Source organism: Gordonia jinhuaensis, assembly GCF_014639795.1.
Classification (GTDB): domain Bacteria; phylum Actinomycetota; class Actinomycetes; order Mycobacteriales; family Mycobacteriaceae; genus Gordonia_B; species Gordonia_B jinhuaensis.
The window spans coordinates 19,719-36,176 of record NZ_BMGC01000015.1; the positions used below are offsets into that span (position 1 = coordinate 19,719).

Here is a 16,458-nt window from a genome sequence, read left to right on the forward strand (position 1 = left end):
TACACGTGTCATCTGTGTACACGAGTCGGCTGCGCTGTGGGTCCGCGGCTTTCAGACGTGGACCGTGCCAGCATGTTCACCGCTGCCCTCACCGCTGCGGTGGTGGTGTGTGCGCGTCGAGCGCTCCGGGGCCGCAATCGAACTCGACGACGACCTGGTGTCGTGTGAACCGCCGGTGGTCGCGGCGCTGTCGGACTGCGGTGACGGGGCGACGGTGAGGTCGTAGACGGTGAAGTCACCTACCTTGCGTCCGGCGAACTCGGCGGTGACCCACGCGTCGATCGCCCGTGTGGTTTTTCCGCCCCTGGCGTCGGCGAACTGACCCCGCGCCGCCGATGTGCCGGTGCCGGTTGTCGATTCGCCCCGTGTTGTTCCGCCGGATCCGGTCCGCGAGACGCCGGCGGTGTCGGACATCACGTAGTAGCCGATGTCCTTGTCGGCCACGTACTTCTGGAACTGGGCGAGACTCGGCGCTGGGTCGTCGGAGAACCCCCCGACGCCCATCACCGGCACCCGGGCGGCGAGTTCGAGACCCGATGCGGCCTCGGTCCGATCGACCGCCGCCGACCAGCGTGTGTGCGAACTCTGCACCAGTGCGACCACTGCGGCGGGGTAGGAGGTGGAACCGAAGCCGCCCCGACCTCCGCCGAATCCACCCGACATTCCACCGAAAGCTGCAGTCTCCCGCCGCGATCCCGACGTACCCGCTGACGGGTGTGCGCCCGACGTTTTCGGGATGATCGACGGCGAACCGCCGGTGTGGGCGACGGTGTCGCCGTTGATCGCGAAGGCGGCCGGGGCAGCGGCAGTGAGCAATACGCCGAGTGCTGCGGCGCCCAACGCGACACCGCGACCGACTCGTCCCGGCGCGGCGAGCAGGACGGCGACCACCACAGCGCCGATGAGGATCACCCACCTGAGCCAGCTCTGCCACACCGCCTCGCGGTCGAGCAGGACGAAGCTCCAGGCGCCGCCGGCGAGAACGAGAGTCGAGAGTCCGAGGCGCCCGGTGAGTGCCTTCCAGCCGACCGTGGAGGAACGCGCTGCCCAGCATTGGGTGACGCCGAGTCCGACCAGACCGGCGATCGGCGGCGCAATCGCCAACGAGTAGTAGGGGTGAGTTGTGCCGTTCATATACGACAGCACGATGCTGTCGACGAGCAGCCACATCCCGAACAGGATCGCACCGGCGCGCACGGCGTCGGTGCGCGGTGCGCGTGCGCGCAGGACGAGCAGCAGCACGAAGGCGATCAGCGCCATCGGAAGAAAGAAGGAGATCTCTGCGCCGAACTCGCCGGTGAACAGCCGGGTGATACCGGGCTTCGCACCAAACATCTCGCCGCCGCTGAAATGTTGTGCCAAGCCGGGGTTCTCGCGCGTGAGCTCTGACATCCGTGCGGAGAAGTCGCCCCCTGTGCCGCCGTGTGCGCCGGTGTGACCTTCGATGCGCGCGAGTCCGTTGTACCCGAGCACGAGGTTCATGAAGTTGTTGTCGGTCGACCCGGCGAGATAGGGCCGCGACGAGGCGGGCCACCACAGGGTGAGCAACACATACCATCCGGCGGCCGCCACCATCGCGACGGTCGAGAGCAGCAGGTCGCGGATGCGCTTGCCCAGACCACTCGGTGCGGGGATCAGGTACACAAGACCCAACGCGGGCAGCACCATGAGGCCTTCGAGCATCTTGGCCAGGAATGCGAAACCCAATGCGGCACCGGCGAGTGCCAGCCACCGTGCGGACGCCGACGCGGTGGCCCGGACGGTGCAATAGGCGGCCGCCGTCATCAGTAACACCATTGCCGCGTCGGGGTTGTTGAACCGAAACATCAAGGCCGCCACCGGTGTCACCGCCAGCGCGGTGCCGGCGATCAGACCGGCGGTGCGGCCGCCGATGCGGGTCACCATCGCATACATCAGCGCGACGGTGGCCACGCCCATCAGTGCCTCGGGGATCAGCATCGCCGCCGACGAGTAGCCGAACAGCTGACCAGAGAGGCCCATGATCCACTGGGAGACCGGCGGTTTGTCGACGGTGATGAAGTTCGACGGGTCGACCGAACCGAACAACAGCGCTTCCCAGTTCCGCGAACCTGCCCAGGCCGCACCCGCGTAGAACGTGTTGGCGTTGCCGTTGGCGGTGATGTTGACCAGATACAGGATCGCGGTCCCGATCAGCAACACGCCGAGCAGGATGCGGTCTCGAGCCGTTGCGGCGTGCGGGGCGGTGGGGAGGTTGTGTGGATGGTCCTCGCCCACAGGCGATGTCACGGTTGCGGTCACGACTCGATGCTGCGGTGGTTTGCTGATCGAACGATCCGTGGTTGCTGTCAAGAACCTGTGGATATCACGGGATCGTGTGCATCCTGGCCGCATTCGACGGTACCGTGACCAATCGCATGCCGTCACATGGCCGATTGATTACCCCGTCATTGCCCGGCGGGACCGAATGTCATTGCCCGGCGGGACCGAAGGGATGGCGTGCAAGACTCACCAACGCAGCCCTCAGATCCCCTGCGGATAGTAGAAGGCGCGATAGGTGGTCTGGCCCGAGTCGAGCGTCGCGTCGTAGACGAGTTGTCCACGCGAATCGAAGGCCGAGACGTGGCCGGTCGTGCCCCATCCGCCGAAGACCGTGCCGTCGGAGAGCTGCTGGGCGTTGCCCATCGCCCACGCGGTGATGTGGGTCGGGTGGGTGATCCGGGACACGAGGGATACGCGCCCGGTGGCGAAATCCGGTCGGATCGTCAGGATCGACGACGGCCGGCCGGTCCCGGGAGCTCCGGAGTCGTTGTCGAAGACGCGAATCTCGCTTCCGCCGGCGGTGAATTCGGCGTCGTGCTGGAAGCCGAAGGTGGCATCGGGGTTCACTTTCAGCGTCGACGCCTTTCCGCCGATCGTCCAGCGGATGCCGCCCGTGCGTCCGTCCACCAGATACAGCGCCGAGGTGTTTCGTGAGGACACCAGATAGTTGCCGTGACCATCCGGGAAGACGCTGTTGATGTGGAAGTAGTCCAGCCCCTGGCCCGGGATCGCGAGGGCGGTCACGGTTCTCGACACGGGAACGTGGGCGAGGGAACTCCATTCGACGTCGACGTGACCGGTCGCGACGTCGACGACGTAGAAGCGTGAATCGATCACCGGTACCTGCACGCCGCCGACAACGGTGTGTGCCGGGACGTAGCTCGTCACCGCAGCACGACCGCCGTCGAGCAGACGGAACTCGTGGATGTCGCCGGACGCCCCGGCCGGCAGGCCGAATTCGTGGAGTGTTCGAAAGTTCCTGTCGGCCACCACGTATCGGCCCGAACCGTGTCCGAGGCCGGTCTGCCCCTGCCACCACGTGTACACCGGCCGGCCATCGAGGGTCTGGATCTGGAAGTTGCCTGCCGTCACGCCGCGCGGGAGTGTGTGGCGCGCGACCAGCCGGCCCGAGGGTTCACGGACGTCCAGTTCGGCAGGAGACGACTCCGCTACCGTGCCGAGACGGGGGACGGCGGGGTTGTCGAGGAGAGAGTTCGGTGCCAGCAGGATCACGCCCTCGCCGGCGGAAAGCCGGTCCACCGCAACGTGATAGCCGGTCGGTGTGGCCGCATCGGCGGGGAGGGCCATGCCGGTGGCAGCGAGGGACAGGGCGAGGGAGGCGGCCAGCGGGATGAGTGTGCGGCGGATCGCGGAGTGCAGACGCATGATGATGCACGCTAAGTGCAGCCCGCGCCGTACACCAGCAATCGATGTCACAGAGCAAAAGTCCGCAACCACTGGACTCGGACGGTTCGTGGAGGTCAGTGTGGCCTGCCTTGCTGGACAGGGGCGACCGGCCGCTGGTTGGCTTGCGGGATGACACGGACGCGCACCTCCTCTCACGAGGCAGAACCCCACAACGAGGGGATCGGCGACAAGCTGAACTGGCTGCGGGCCGGGGTTCTCGGCGCCAATGACGGCATCGTGTCGACCGCGGGCATCGTGGTCGGCGTGGCCGCCGCCACCACCGACCGGGCCCCGATCTTCACCGCCGGGATCGCCGGCCTGGCCGCTGGTGCGGTGTCGATGGCGCTGGGGGAGTACGTGTCGGTGAGCACCCAGCGTGACACCGAGCGTGCGCTGCTGGACAAGGAGCGCACCGAGTTACGAGATATGCCCGAAGAGGAACTCGACGAACTCGCCGCGATCTACGAAGACCGCGGATTGAGTCCGGAAACCGCACACCAGGTGGCTGTGGAACTCACCGAACACGATGCGTTCGCCGCGCATGCCGAAGCCGAGTTGGGTATCGATCCCGACGCTCTCACCAATCCGTGGGCCGCGGCGTTGTCGTCGGCGGTGTCGTTCACCACCGGTGCCATCCTGCCGCTGGTGGCCATCCTGGTGCCACCGGCGTCCTGGCGTATCCCGGTGACCTTCGTGGTGGTGTGCCTGGCGCTGGCGCTCACCGGATTCCTCAGCGCGACCATCGGCGGATCCGACCGACGCAAGGCGGTGGTGCGCGTGACCCTCGGCGGCGCGATCGCGATGGCCGTCACCTACGGAATCGGCACGCTGACCGGTCACGCCATCGGCTGAGGTGTCGCCGCGGGTGTGACGAAGGCTCGGGGTTCGCGATGAAGCGTGGCTGTCCCGACGGCGCGGGTTTCAGAAGGGTCGGTCCGAGATCCGCAGGGCGTCAACCGGATTCACGTGGCGTTGCGCTCATCGTCGATGGCCTCGAGAACGGCCTCGACGGCGTCGTCGTCGCCGACGAGCTCGGCATGTGCCGAACCGCGCGACATCAATTCACGCCACTGGGTCGAATCGAATTCCGCCGGCGGGTTCGCCGCGAGGAATGCGGTGACCACGGCGAGGAATCGGTTCGGATCGTCGTGGAAAGGGAAGTGTCCCGAACCCTCGAAGGTCACCAGTTCGGACTGCGGTATGGCCGAATGTGCCAGCAGGGCATGGCTGTAGGGGATGACATGGTCCTCGTCTCCCCAGATCATCAGCACCGGGAGGCGTTCGGCGAGGTAGCTGCGGTCGAGCATGGTGACCACCTGGCCCCGCCAGTCGACGACGGCTCGCAGCGTGCGGACGAACGCCGAATAGGCCTCCGGGTCGGCGATGTCACTCACGACCCGCATCATGTCCTCGGAGTCGTTGAGGATGTGCTTGGGCGACAGTGATTTCGGCAGTCCGGGAATGTCGGGGGTCTTGGCGATCAGGTGGGTCATCATGCGTGTGGCGGCCAGCACGCCGGGGATGCGCACGACCTCGATGAGCTCATGCGCCAGCGGCATCGACACCAGTCGCAGCAGCGGGTTCACCTCGCGGGTCACTCCACCCGCGGCCACCAGGATGAGGCGTTCGGCGAAGCGCGGGAACTGATAGCAGAACTGGGTCGCGACCCCGCCGCCGAGAGAATGGCCCATCACGGTCACCTTGGTGTAGCCGAGCACCACCAGCAGGTCTCGCATGCCGTTGGCGAATGCGGCAACGGAGTAGTCGGCGCGTGGTTTGTCCGACCGTCCGTGGCCCAGCAGGTCGGGGGCGATGACGGTGTAGTTCTCGGCGAGCTCCTCGATGATGCCGTTCCAGGTGGAGGAGTTGTCGCCGATGCCGTGGATCAGCAGCAGCGCCGGACCGCTGCCGGCGATGCGGAATGCCCGCCGGTAGCCGTGGATGGTCCGGTACTCGATGCGTACCGCCGTGGTGGCCGGACCGGTGGCATCGGCTGGCGGCAGGTCGTCGTCGCGCGGTTCCCCACCCGCAGGATCGCCCGGTTCGATGTCCGGGACCGGACGCAGCCGGGCACGCCCTGTCGCATCATGCTGGGCATCGCCATTGTCCGCCGGCACTGTGGTCGCTCCTCGAGATGAACCGATACGGCGCGACGTCGGATATGTCCGGACGCAACGCCGCCTGTGGTCCCGAGTAAACACCCGGTTGCGGTTTTACGCTCGCTGAATCTGATCACCTTCGGTGCGGCCGCCGGTTCGGATCACCCGCTGACCGGGGTCTGACACCCGACAGCGGACGATCCTGGCCCCGCGAGCGAGCCCTACTGGAAGAAGGGCTCGCTCTGGCGGGGCATCGAGGCCGGTGAGAAGTCGTCGGCCACCACGGCGGCGAGTTCGACCAGTGCCCGGCGGGTGTGCTTGTTGAGCAATTCGAGATCGACCTCCGCGCCCTCAGCCAGGTGATCGTCGAACGGAATCGTCTGCACCGCACGGCATCGGGTGAGGAAGTGCTGGCCGAGCTGGCGGATGTCGACGGTCGAGGAACCCGACCGCGACGAGCTGAGCACCACGACTGCGCGTGACACGAGCTTGCCGTATCCGTGTGCCTCGAGCCAGTCGAGTGTGGCACCGGCGCTGCGGGCGCCGTCGATGGCGGGCGAGCTCACCAGGATCAGGGCATCGGCCAGGTCGAGGACGCCGTTCATCGCGGAGTGACTCAGACCGGTACCGCAGTCGGTGATGATGATGTTGTAGAAGCGCTGCAACACCTTCATGACGCCGCGGTAGTCCTCCTCGCTGAACGCCTCGGCGACCGCGGGGTCGCGCTCGGAGGCCAGCACCTCCAGGCGGCTCGGCGCCTGGGAGGTGTGTGCACGCACGTCGGAATAGCGGTAGATCGACCCGTCGGCGAGCAGGTCACGCACCGTGGAGGTGGTCTGCTGCGGGACGCGCTGCGCGAGGGTGCCCAGGTCGGGGTTGGCGTCGACGGCGATCACGCGGTCACCGCGCAGCGAGGCGAAGGTGGAGCCGAGGCCGACGGTGGTGGTGGTCTTGCCGACGCCGCCCTTGAGTGAGAGCACCGCGATGCGGTAGTCGCCGCGGACCGGCCGGTTCACCCGTTCGACCAGCTGCTTGTAGTAGATGTCGTCGGCCGAGTCACCGGGGTTGATCGCGCCGCCGGACATCTTGTGGACCGCTCGTCGCCAGCCGCTCTGCGGGGCGCGGCGTGCCTTGCGCAGCAGTGCGACCTCGTCGAGAGTCGAGCCGCTGTTGCCGATGCCGCTGGGACCCGCACCGTGGCCCGGCGGCGTCTGCGGGGCGCTGGGACGCTGCTGCGGTCCGGTGCCGGGGCCGGGTCCGAAGCCGTGCGGGCCCTGCGGGCCGGCGGCGAACTGGGGTCCCTGATCGAAGTGCGGTCCTTGCTCGAAATGAGGCGCGCGATCGACGTGCTGTCCCTGATCGTAGGGGCGGGCCTCGCCGAAGGGCTGTTGTTGGTCGGGGTTGCCGTAAGGCGGTTGCGCGTCAGGTCCCTGATCCCAGCGGGGTGCCGGCGGCTGGTCGAAACCGGGGCGCTGCTGACCCCACTGGGGCTGATCAAACGAGTGGGGCTGATCGAACGAGTGGGGTTGATCGAAGGAGTGCGGCTGATCGTATCCGGGCTGCCCGTATCCGCCCTGCGCATATCCCGGCCCGTCGAATCCGGGCCGGTCGTAGGCGCCGGTGTTGCCGTCGTGGCGTCCGGCGCCGGGTGTCTGGGGCGCGGGTGTCTGGGGCGCGGATGGCTGGGCCCCGGGTGTCTCGGGGCCGGGCTCGGGTGCGACGTTCCACGGGGCCGTCCCGGGTGTTTCGGTATGCCCGAACGCCCCGGGGAAGGGAGTGGGCGCACCCGTGGGCGGCAGCGTCTCGCCACCGGCGGTCGCGCCCCCGACCACATCGTCACCGATCCGGGGACTGATCCGTTCGGAGAGCTCGGCGGGGTTCACCCCGGTTCCCGGACGCGGTGCGCCCGGCCCGGCATCGATCGCCTCGTCGAATCCTGCCTGCTCGTCATCGGTGGCCGCCGATTCGGGCACCTCTGCGGTGTCGCGATGGCGCGCCGAGGCGGGCTCGGCTCCGGGGCGTTCCGGCTCGGCGGCAGGCGTCGGCTCTGCAGCAGCCTCCGACGCAGCCGTCCCCGGCGCGGGGGCGTCGGCCTCCGGCGTACGGCCTTGCAGCCACGGCGGCGTGGCTGGCATTCCCTGATTCTTCGAGCTCAACGAGTCGTCCCCCCCAGTAGTGACGTGTTGCGGCGGAGTCCGAAAAGACCGCGCACAGCTGTCGCGCGCATAGTACGAAGCGCATACTAGCGCGTCATCAGGCCTGCTCGCGAAGCCGGATGCGCTGGTATCGGTCGTTTGACTGACCCTGACGTGACTGCGGCCGCCCGCCACGTCCGCCCGCGAAAAACGACGATAAGGTTCGCGAGTCCGATCCGCGTCGAAGGGAGATCAGTATGTCCGCGGAAGGTTCGACCAAGGCGATCCTGGCCGCGTTGACGGCCAACGCGGGTATCGCCGTGGCCAAGTTCGCGGGCTTCGCGATCACCGGCTCGTCGTCGATGCTCGCCGAGGGTGTCCACTCGGTTGCCGACACCTCCAACCAGGCGCTGCTGCTGTTCGGTCAGCGACAGGCGCGCAAGGATGCCGACCAGCTCCATCCCTTCGGATATGCGCGCAGCCGGTACTTCTATTCATTCGTGGTGGCGCTGGTGCTGTTCAGCCTGGGTTCGCTGTTCGCGATCTACGAGGGCATCGAGAAGGTGGAGCACCCCCACGAACTCGACTCACCGCTGGTGGCCGTGGTCATCCTGGTGATCGCGATCGTGCTCGAGGGATACAGCTTCCTCACCGCGTCCAAGGAGTCGAAGAAGCTCCGCAACGGCACCTCGTGGTGGCGCTTCATCCGTACCACCCGCAACCCCGAGCTGCCGGTCGTGCTGCTGGAGGACTCCGGCGCGCTGGTGGGTCTGGTACTGGCGTTGGCCGGTGTGGGGCTGTCGACGGCCACCGGCGACGGACGCTGGGACGGTATCGCGACCATCGGCATCGGCATCCTGCTCGGCGTGATCGCCATCGTGCTCATCGTGGAGATGCAGAGCCTGCTCATCGGCGAGGGTGTCACCGTGGAGGATGAGAAGGTGCTGCGCGCCGCGCTCACCGGCGACGGTGTCGACCGCGTGATCCACATGAAGACGCAGTATCTGGGACCCGATGAGCTCTTGGTGGCCGCGAAGATCGCGATTCCTGCCGGTGCCGATGCACAGACCATCGCCACCGCGATCGACAGGGCCGAGAAGCGTGTCCGCGAGGCGCTGCCCGCGGCCCGGGTCATCTATCTCGAACCCGACATCGACCGTGGCGAGGCGGCGGTGCCCTCGTCACCCTCGTCACCGCCGTCCTCCTAGGCGGCCCTCCCACCGTCCTCATGCTGAGGCGTCGCCCGGTCGTCGAGACCGTCGTGGGCCGGAGTGTCACACGCATTCGTCGAATGCCGTTGTGAGAGGCACATTCCAGGTACGTTCGAACGGTTCGGCATCACCGGCAGTATCCACGTGCGAGGAGACGTCGTGACCACAGCACGCAGCCCCTGGCGACGGGTGAAGACCGTCGAGCAGTCAATGGCCGACACCGACGACCCCGGCACCAAGCTCAAGAAGAGTCTCACCTGGTGGGACCTCACCGTCTTCGGGGTCTCGGTGGTGATCGGTGCGGGCATTTTCACCGTGACCGTCTCCACCGCCGGCGACAAGGCCGGACCGGCGATCTCGCTGTCATTCGTCATGGCTGCGGTCGCGTGTGCGTTCGCTGCGCTGTGTTACGCCGAATTCGCCTCTGCAGTACCGGTTGCCGGGTCGGCCTACACCTTCGGATATGCGACCTTCGGTGAGGTTCTCGCCTGGATCCTGGGGTGGGATCTCATCTTGGAGTTCGCGGTCGGCGCGGCCGTGGTGTCCAAGGGCTGGTCGAGCTATCTCGGCACGGTGTTCGGGTTCAGTGGCGGCGCGGTCGACGTGGGCGGGTGGACCATCGACTGGGGTGCGATCCTCATCGTCGCGGTGGTCACCACGTTGCTGGTGGTGGGCACCAAGCTCAGCTCCACCGTCAGCGCGGTGATCACCGCGATCAAGATCGGCGTGGTGCTGCTGGTGATCGTGGTGGGCTTCTTCTACATCAAGACCGAGAACTTCCACCCCTACATCCCGCCGGCCACCGACAGCGGCAGCGACAAAGCCAGCGTGGACTCCACGGTGTTCTCGCTGATGACCGGGGCCGGTGGCGAGCACTACGGCTGGTACGGCGTGCTGGCGGCGGCCTCGATCGTGTTCTTCGCGTTCATCGGCTTCGACGTGGTGGCTACCACGGCCGAGGAGACCAAGGATCCGGCCAAGGACGTGCCGCGCGGCATCCTCACGTCGCTGGCGATCGTCACCGTGCTCTACGTGCTGGTGACGATCGTGGTCACCGGGATGGTCAACTACAAACAACTGGCCACCGAGGGCGGGGCCTCGCGCAATCTCGCGTATGTGTTCGGGCAGAACGGTGTCACCTGGGCGGAGAAGATCATCGCCGTCGGCGCGCTGGCCGGTCTGACCACCGTGGTGATGGTGCTGATGCTGGGGCAGTCCCGCGTGCTGTTCGCCATGTCGCGCGACAACCTGCTGCCGCGTGGACTCGCCAAGACCAGCAGATTCGGCACGCCCGCGCGCATCCAGATCCTCATCGGCGTGATCGTCGCGGTGGTCGCCGGATTCTTCCCGATCGATCGCCTCGAGGAGATGGTGAACGTGGGCACGCTGTTCGCGTTCATCGTGGTGGCCGCCGGAGTGATCGTGTTGCGGCGCAAGCAGCCTGACCTCCCGCGCGGCTTCCGGGTCCCGCTGATGCCGCTCATCCCGATCCTGGCGATCCTGAGCTGTCTGTGGCTGATGCTCAACCTGTCGGCGCTCACCTGGATCCGGTTCGTGGTGTGGATGGCGATCGGTGCGCTGGTGTACGTGTTCTACGGCATGCGCCACTCACTGGTCGGCAGACGTGACCGCGGCGAGAAACCCGAGACGGTGTCGACGGCACACTCCTCGAACTGACGGGCCACTCCTCGGACTGGCGGGCCGGTGCCCGCCGGACGGGTGTGGTCGATCGGGTGTGGGTACCGCCGCAGGTGGGCGCGACTCTTCGTTAGCCTTGTGCTGTACGGCGACCACCCAACACGCGACGCGTCGCGGATGTCGCCCGCCCACACAATCGAGCCGCAGGAGATAGTGCATGACATCGGTCCAGGGACCACAGCTCACGTCCGACACCGCCAACGGACTGGACTTCAAGGTGGCCGACCTGTCGCTCGCCGACTTCGGTCGCAAGGAGATCGGTCTGGCCGAGCACGAGATGCCCGGGCTGATGGCGCTGCGCCGCGAGTACGCAGACGTGTTGCCGCTCAAGGGGGCTCGCATCTCCGGCTCTCTGCACATGACCGTGCAAACCGCTGTGTTGATCGAGACGCTGGTCGCACTCGGCGCGCAGGTGCGCTGGGCGTCGTGCAACATCTTCTCCACCCAGGATCACGCCGCCGCCGCCATCGTGGTCGGCCCGCACGGCACCGTCGACGCACCCAAGGGTGTTCCGGTGTTCGCCTGGAAGGGCGAGACGCTCGAGGAGTACTGGTGGGCCGCCGAACAGATGCTCACCTGGCCCGACGAGCCGGCCAACATGATCCTCGACGACGGCGGCGACGCCACCATGCTGGTGCTGCGCGGTGCGCAGTTCGAGCGCGCCGGCGTGGTTCCGCCCGAAGACGACAACGACTCCGCCGAGTACAAGGTGTTCCTGAACCTGCTGCGCGAGCGTTTCGAGACGGACAAGAACAAATGGTCGCAGATCGCCTCTTCGGTTCAGGGCGTCACCGAGGAGACCACCACCGGCGTCCTGCGGCTCTACCAGTTCGCCGCCGCTGGTGAGCTGGAGTTCCCGGCGATCAACGTCAACGACTCGGTCACCAAGTCCAAGTTCGACAACAAGTACGGGACCCGCCACTCGCTGATCGACGGCATCAACCGTGGCACCGACGTACTGATCGGCGGCAAGAAGGTGCTGATCTGCGGTTACGGCGACGTGGGCAAGGGTTGCGCGGAGTCGCTGGCCGGTCAGGGTGCCCGCGTGCAGGTGACCGAGATCGACCCGATCAACGCGCTGCAGGCACTGATGGACGGCTTCGACGTGGTGACCGTCGATGACGCGATCGGCGACGCCGACATCGTCATCACCTCGACGGGAAACAAGGACATCATCCTGCTCGAGCACATGAAGAAGATGAAGAACCAGGCGATCCTGGGCAACATCGGTCACTTCGACAACGAGATCGACATGGCCGGCCTCGAACGCTCGGGTGCCACCCGGATCACCATCAAGCCGCAGGTCGACCAGTGGGTGTTCGACAACGGCAACTCGATCATCGTCCTGTCGGAGGGGCGTCTGCTCAACCTCGGCAACGCCACGGGTCACCCGTCGTTTGTGATGAGCAACAGCTTCTCCAACCAGGTGATCGCGCAGATCGAGCTGTGGACCAAGAACGACGAGTACGACAACGAGGTCTACCGGCTGCCGAAGCATCTCGACGAGAAGGTCGCCCGCATTCACGTGGAGGCACTCGGCGGCACGCTGACCAAGCTCACCAAGGAACAGGCGGAGTACATCAACGTCGACGTCGAGGGGCCGTACAAGCCCGAGCATTACCGGTACTGATCGCCCGCCGGGGATCTCGGCATCCGCGCCCGTCCAGGCGGCCCTCAGAGGCCGACTGCGGGCGCGGTGTCGCAGGTGACCCACCCGGTGGCACCGTGTACGAAGGTGGTGGTCGATCCGGTCGCCGGGAGTGTCAGAGCCGAGTCGGCGGCACCGGTGCGACGCAGCGCCACGGTCGCGGTGGCGATGTCGCCGTCGACACTGATCGCCGACACCGAGGCCAGTTGCAGGTGTCCGCCGGCGGGTCCGAGGGCTGCCACGATCTGACCGGCCGACACGGCCTGAGCCGGACACATGGTCGCGGCGAGCGCGGTGGCGTCCCGCGACTCGAGCGCGGCGACCTGCTCGGCGACGACGTTGCGGATGAGGGTGGCCGGCCCGGCTGGGGCCGGTCGTAGACCGAGGGCCAAGGCGATGACAGCGACGCTGGTGACCACCACCCCGGCGAGGACCGCGACGAGCGCGGCCCGTTCGTGGTGCGGGTGTGCATTCGCGACTGCCACATCACCGACTGCTGCATCACGACCAGAGGCATGTCGTGGATGCCCGGGCAGCGCGATGGTCGGCAACGACAACGGTGTGGCCATCGCTCCTCCTCACGACCGTTCCCAGCTACGGTGGGAGCGGCGAGCGGTGATGCGCCGGGTCGGAACGCCCCGCACATCCACCACGCTAGGAGCGAAGTGTGAGTTCGCTGTCGTGAATTGCGGCTTAGGTACAGACCGTCACGTGAACGTTATTCAATCTCCACCGGCTGTGCGCGGGGCCGGTGCGGGTGGCCGGACCGTCGCGCCGGCCGGAGGTCAGTCCCGGGGGTCAGTCGAGGACGGCGGTGACCGCCTCGGCCGCGGTGTCGGCGTCCACCACCGACCACGGCGACATCCAGCCCCGCGCGGCGAGCCCCTCGTAGACGGCGAAGGTGCGTCGCTGCAGCGAATCGTCGCGTTCGTAGTGATCACGCGCCCGGGTGGGGTCGGCCTGGGCGCGTCCGCTGGCCCGCACACCCGCCACCTCGGCGCCGACATCGAGCAACAGCTGATGATCGGGGACGGGCACACCGAAGCGGTGGAACTCGAGTTCGCCGATCCAGTCGACGATCTCGGAGTCGGCGCCGACATCGAGCCGTGCGGCGCTGTAGGCCGCATTGGAGGCGACGTAGCGGTCGAGGAGCACCAGATCGTGGGTGGCGAGCAGTCCGCGGATGTCTGCCGCGGCGTCGCGCCGGTCGATGGCGAACAGCAGTGCCATCGCGTTGACACTGGTCCGCAGGTCGCCGTGCTCGCCGTGCAGTGCCTCTGCGGCGATGTCGGCGGCGTCGGACTCGCCGTAACGCGGGAAGGCCAGCGTCGCCACGCGCGCGCCCGCACCGGTGAACCGTGCGACGAGGGATTCGGTGAGAGTCCGCTTACCCGACCCGTCGAGCCCTTCGATCGCCACCAGAGATCCCACGTCGGCGATCGTAACCACACCGCGGCGCCATCGGCGGCAGGCCGCGCGCGCCACGCACGTACCGGTGCCGGGTGTCGCCGGGCTGCTCATCGGCGTGGCAGATCTCGCGAACTTACGGCGAAGTGACACCATGTTGTTATGAAGCCGAGGATTCTGGTTGTCGACGACGACGCGGCGTTGGCGGAGATGCTCACGATCGTGCTGCGCGGCGAGGGATTCGAGCCCTACGTCGTCGGCGATGGCACGCAGGCGTTGTCGGCTGTCCGTGAGATCCGGCCCGATCTGGTGCTTCTGGACCTGATGCTGCCCGGTATGAACGGCATCGACGTGTGCCGGGTGCTGCGTGCGGACTCCGGTGTGCCGATCGTGATGCTCACGGCCAAGTCGGACACCGTCGACGTGGTCCTCGGGCTGGAGTCCGGCGCCGACGACTACATGGTCAAACCGTTCAAGCCCAAGGAACTCGTCGCTCGGGTGCGCGCCCGTCTGCGGCGCACCGACGACGAGCCCAGCGAGGTGCTGGCGATCGGGCCGGTGCAGATCGACGTTCCCGCACACAAGGTGACCAGGGACGGCAAGCTCATCTCGCTGACACCCCTAGAATTCGATCTGTTGGTCGCCCTGGCTCGCAAACCGCGGCAGGTGTTCACGCGCGACGTGCTGCTGGAGCAGGTGTGGGGCTACCGCCATCCGGCCGACACCCGGCTGGTGAACGTCCACGTACAGAGGTTGCGGGCAAAAGTGGAGATCGATCCGGAGAATCCTGAAATCGTGTTGACCGTGAGGGGGGTCGGCTACAAGGCCGGCCCGCCGTGATCCGTCGATCGCGCAGACGAGTCAACGGGACCTTCGGAAGGGTTCTGCGCCGTATCGCGGCGTGGGCCCGCCGTGCCGGACACATGTGGCGGCGGTCGCTGCAGCTGCGTGTCGTCGTGTCGACCCTGCTGCTGTCACTGGTGGTGCTGTCGGTTCTCGGATTCGTGCTCACCAGTCAGATCACCGATCGGCTGCTCGACCAGAAGCTGCGCGGGGCCACCGAGGAGGTCGAACGGGCGCGCATCGCCGTCGAACGCGACCTCTCCGGTGCCGAGACCGGGGCGTCGGTGGAGAACCGGCTGCGCCAGACCCGCTCGATCCTCACCGACCGTGACTCCGACGCCACCAGCACCACCTCCGGGGTGATCGGCGCCTTCGACACCGTGCTGATCGTGCCCAACTCCGGGCCCGCGTCGTTCACCGGAGTCGGGCCCACGAGTGAGATCCCCGAGAATCTGCGCGAGATGGTGCAGGGCGGGCAGGTGGCCTATCGCTATTCCACGGTCACCGAGCAGTCGGGTCGTACGGTTCCCGCGTTGATCATCGGCACGCCGGTGAACTCGGGTATCGCCGGACTCGAGCTGTACCTGGTGTTCCCGCTGGCCAACGAGCAGCGCACCGTTGAACTCGTGCGCGGCACGCTATACACCGGCGGCCTGGTGCTGCTGGGTCTGCTCGCGGCCATCGCCTGGCTGGTGTCGAGGCAGGTGGTGATCCCGGTGCGTTCGGCGTCGCGGATTGCCGTCCGCTTCGCCGACGGCCGGCTCAAGGAACGGATGCCGGTGCGTGGCGAGGACGACATGGCGCGCCTGGCCATGTCGTTCAACGACATGGCCGAGAGCCTGTCCAAACAGATCCAGCATCTCGAGGAGTTCGGCAGTCTCCAGCGCCAGTTCACCTCCGACGTCAGTCATGAGTTGCGCACGCCGCTGACCACCGTGCGGATGGCCTCTGACGTGCTCTACGAGGGCCGCGACGAACTCGATCCGGTGCGTAAACGCTCGGTCGAACTGCTCGACAAGGAGCTGGGCCGATTCGAGATGCTGCTCAACGAGTTGCTCGAGATCTCCCGACACGATGCCGGTGTCGCAGAACTGTCGGCGGAATCGATCAACATGAGCCTGCCGATCAACGCCGCCGTCGACACCGTGGCGAGGCTGGCACAGGAGACCGAGACCGAGGTGGTGCTCGACCTGCCGGAGGAGCCGGTGATCGCCGAGGTCGACCCGCGCCGGGTCGAACGCGTACTGCGCAATCTGCTGGCCAATGCGATCGACCACGGCGAGCAGAAGCCGGTGGTGCTGACGATGCGCGCCGACGACGATGCGGTGGCGATCACCGTGCGCGACCACGGCATCGGTCTGCGTCCGGGGGAGGAGAAGCTGGTGTTCAACCGGTTCTGGCGTTCGGACCCGTCGCGGTTCCGGCGCTCGGGCGGTACCGGACTGGGCCTGGCGATCTCCATCGAGGATGCGCGGCTGCATCAGGGCAGGCTCGAGGCGTGGGGTGAGCCCGGCGACGGCGCCAACTTCCGCCTCACCCTCCCGTTGGTGCGGGGCCACAAGGTCTACACGAGTCCGCTGCCACTGCGACCCGTCGATGCCGGCTCATCGGTCGTGGGCGAGGCCGCGCCGGCGGGGCCCGTGACCGGCCCGCGGGCCGGTGGCGAGGACTCGCGGAAGGGCGTCGGGGCGTGAGTCGTCGCAGATCTG

At 67.3% G+C, this 16,458-nt stretch carries 12 protein-coding genes; 6 read left to right on the forward strand and 6 right to left on the reverse strand.

Annotated elements, in window-relative coordinates; all coding sequences use genetic code 11:
* Nucleotides 1–51: 51 nt before the first annotated feature.
* The gene (locus IEW22_RS11445) at nucleotides 52–2,373 is read right to left on the reverse strand and encodes a glycosyltransferase family 39 protein (RefSeq protein ID WP_188586740.1); all 2,322 of its coding nucleotides are present in this window, start codon (nucleotides 2,371–2,373) and stop codon (nucleotides 52–54) included.
* Between the two features lie 129 nt (nucleotides 2,374–2,502).
* Nucleotides 2,503–3,687, reverse strand: a complete 1,185-nt coding sequence (locus tag IEW22_RS11450; protein WP_188586741.1) for an arylsulfotransferase family protein — start codon at nucleotides 3,685–3,687, stop codon at nucleotides 2,503–2,505.
* A 150-nt stretch (nucleotides 3,688–3,837) separates the two neighbouring features.
* On the opposite strand from IEW22_RS11450, the gene IEW22_RS11455 reads away from it, so the two are divergent.
* Nucleotides 3,838–4,560: a VIT1/CCC1 transporter family protein gene (locus tag IEW22_RS11455; RefSeq protein WP_188586742.1), complete on the forward strand. Its 723-nt coding sequence runs from the start codon at nucleotides 3,838–3,840 to the stop codon at nucleotides 4,558–4,560.
* Between the two features lie 110 nt (nucleotides 4,561–4,670).
* Here IEW22_RS11455 and IEW22_RS11460 read toward each other — a convergent pair whose 3' ends face one another.
* Together IEW22_RS11460 and IEW22_RS11465 are read right to left on the reverse strand one after the other, a co-directional pair.
* Nucleotides 4,671–5,711 carry an alpha/beta fold hydrolase gene (locus tag IEW22_RS11460; RefSeq protein ID WP_188586787.1) on the reverse strand — a complete coding sequence of 347 codons (1,041 nt, stop codon included), beginning with the start codon at nucleotides 5,709–5,711 and terminating at the stop codon, nucleotides 4,671–4,673.
* Nucleotides 5,712–6,028: 317 nt separating this feature from the next.
* The gene (locus tag IEW22_RS11465; RefSeq protein ID WP_229742501.1) at nucleotides 6,029–7,942 is read right to left on the reverse strand and encodes a MinD/ParA family ATP-binding protein; all 1,914 of its coding nucleotides are present in this window, start codon (nucleotides 7,940–7,942) and stop codon (nucleotides 6,029–6,031) included.
* Nucleotides 7,943–8,199: 257 nt separating this feature from the next.
* Between IEW22_RS11465 and IEW22_RS11470 the strand changes: the two genes are divergently transcribed.
* The 3 genes from IEW22_RS11470 (at nucleotide 8,200) to ahcY (ending at nucleotide 12,481) form a co-directional block, all read left to right on the forward strand.
* Complete coding sequence (locus IEW22_RS11470) at nucleotides 8,200–9,150, forward strand: cation diffusion facilitator family transporter (RefSeq protein WP_188586743.1); 951 nt, start codon at nucleotides 8,200–8,202, stop codon at nucleotides 9,148–9,150.
* A 213-nt stretch (nucleotides 9,151–9,363) separates the two neighbouring features.
* Nucleotides 9,364–10,830, forward strand: a complete 1,467-nt coding sequence (locus IEW22_RS11475) for an APC family permease (RefSeq protein ID WP_188586789.1) — start codon at nucleotides 9,364–9,366, stop codon at nucleotides 10,828–10,830.
* Between the two features lie 178 nt (nucleotides 10,831–11,008).
* The gene (gene ahcY, locus IEW22_RS11480; protein ID WP_188586744.1) at nucleotides 11,009–12,481 is read left to right on the forward strand and encodes an adenosylhomocysteinase; all 1,473 of its coding nucleotides are present in this window, start codon (nucleotides 11,009–11,011) and stop codon (nucleotides 12,479–12,481) included.
* Between the two features lie 44 nt (nucleotides 12,482–12,525).
* Here the strand turns inward: ahcY and IEW22_RS11485 are convergent, their stop codons facing one another.
* Nucleotides 12,526–13,068, reverse strand: a complete 543-nt coding sequence (locus IEW22_RS11485; RefSeq protein ID WP_188586745.1) for an Rv0361 family membrane protein — start codon at nucleotides 13,066–13,068, stop codon at nucleotides 12,526–12,528.
* Between the two features lie 229 nt (nucleotides 13,069–13,297).
* The gene (locus IEW22_RS11490) at nucleotides 13,298–13,930 is read right to left on the reverse strand and encodes a dTMP kinase (protein ID WP_229742503.1); all 633 of its coding nucleotides are present in this window, start codon (nucleotides 13,928–13,930) and stop codon (nucleotides 13,298–13,300) included.
* Between the two features lie 138 nt (nucleotides 13,931–14,068).
* Between IEW22_RS11490 and mtrA the strand changes: the two genes are divergently transcribed.
* Nucleotides 14,069–14,746, forward strand: a complete 678-nt coding sequence (gene mtrA / locus IEW22_RS11495; RefSeq protein WP_188586747.1) for an MtrAB system response regulator MtrA — start codon at nucleotides 14,069–14,071, stop codon at nucleotides 14,744–14,746.
* Entirely contained in the window at nucleotides 14,743–16,443 is a 1,701-nt protein-coding gene (mtrB, locus tag IEW22_RS11500; protein WP_188586748.1) for an MtrAB system histidine kinase MtrB, read from the forward strand. Before mtrA ends, mtrB begins: the two co-directional genes overlap by 4 nt.
* Nucleotides 16,444–16,458: the final 15 nt, after the last annotated feature.

Coding starts and splice junctions, on each gene's coding strand:
- IEW22_RS11445 (WP_188586740.1), bottom strand. CDS start 2,373: ATGCGGCCAGGATGCACACGATCCCGTGATATCCACAGGTTCTTGACA.
- IEW22_RS11450 (WP_188586741.1), bottom strand. CDS start 3,687: ATGCGTCTGCACTCCGCGATCCGCCGCACACTCATCCCGCTGGCCGCC.
- IEW22_RS11455 (WP_188586742.1), top strand. CDS start 3,838: ATGACACGGACGCGCACCTCCTCTCACGAGGCAGAACCCCACAACGAG.
- IEW22_RS11465 (WP_229742501.1), bottom strand. CDS start 7,942: ATGCCAGCCACGCCGCCGTGGCTGCAAGGCCGTACGCCGGAGGCCGAC.
- IEW22_RS11470 (WP_188586743.1), top strand. CDS start 8,200: ATGTCCGCGGAAGGTTCGACCAAGGCGATCCTGGCCGCGTTGACGGCC.
- IEW22_RS11475 (WP_188586789.1), top strand. CDS start 9,364: ATGGCCGACACCGACGACCCCGGCACCAAGCTCAAGAAGAGTCTCACC.
- ahcY (WP_188586744.1), top strand. CDS start 11,009: ATGACATCGGTCCAGGGACCACAGCTCACGTCCGACACCGCCAACGGA.
- IEW22_RS11485 (WP_188586745.1), bottom strand. CDS start 13,068: ATGGCCACACCGTTGTCGTTGCCGACCATCGCGCTGCCCGGGCATCCA.
- mtrA (WP_188586747.1), top strand. CDS start 14,069: ATGAAGCCGAGGATTCTGGTTGTCGACGACGACGCGGCGTTGGCGGAG.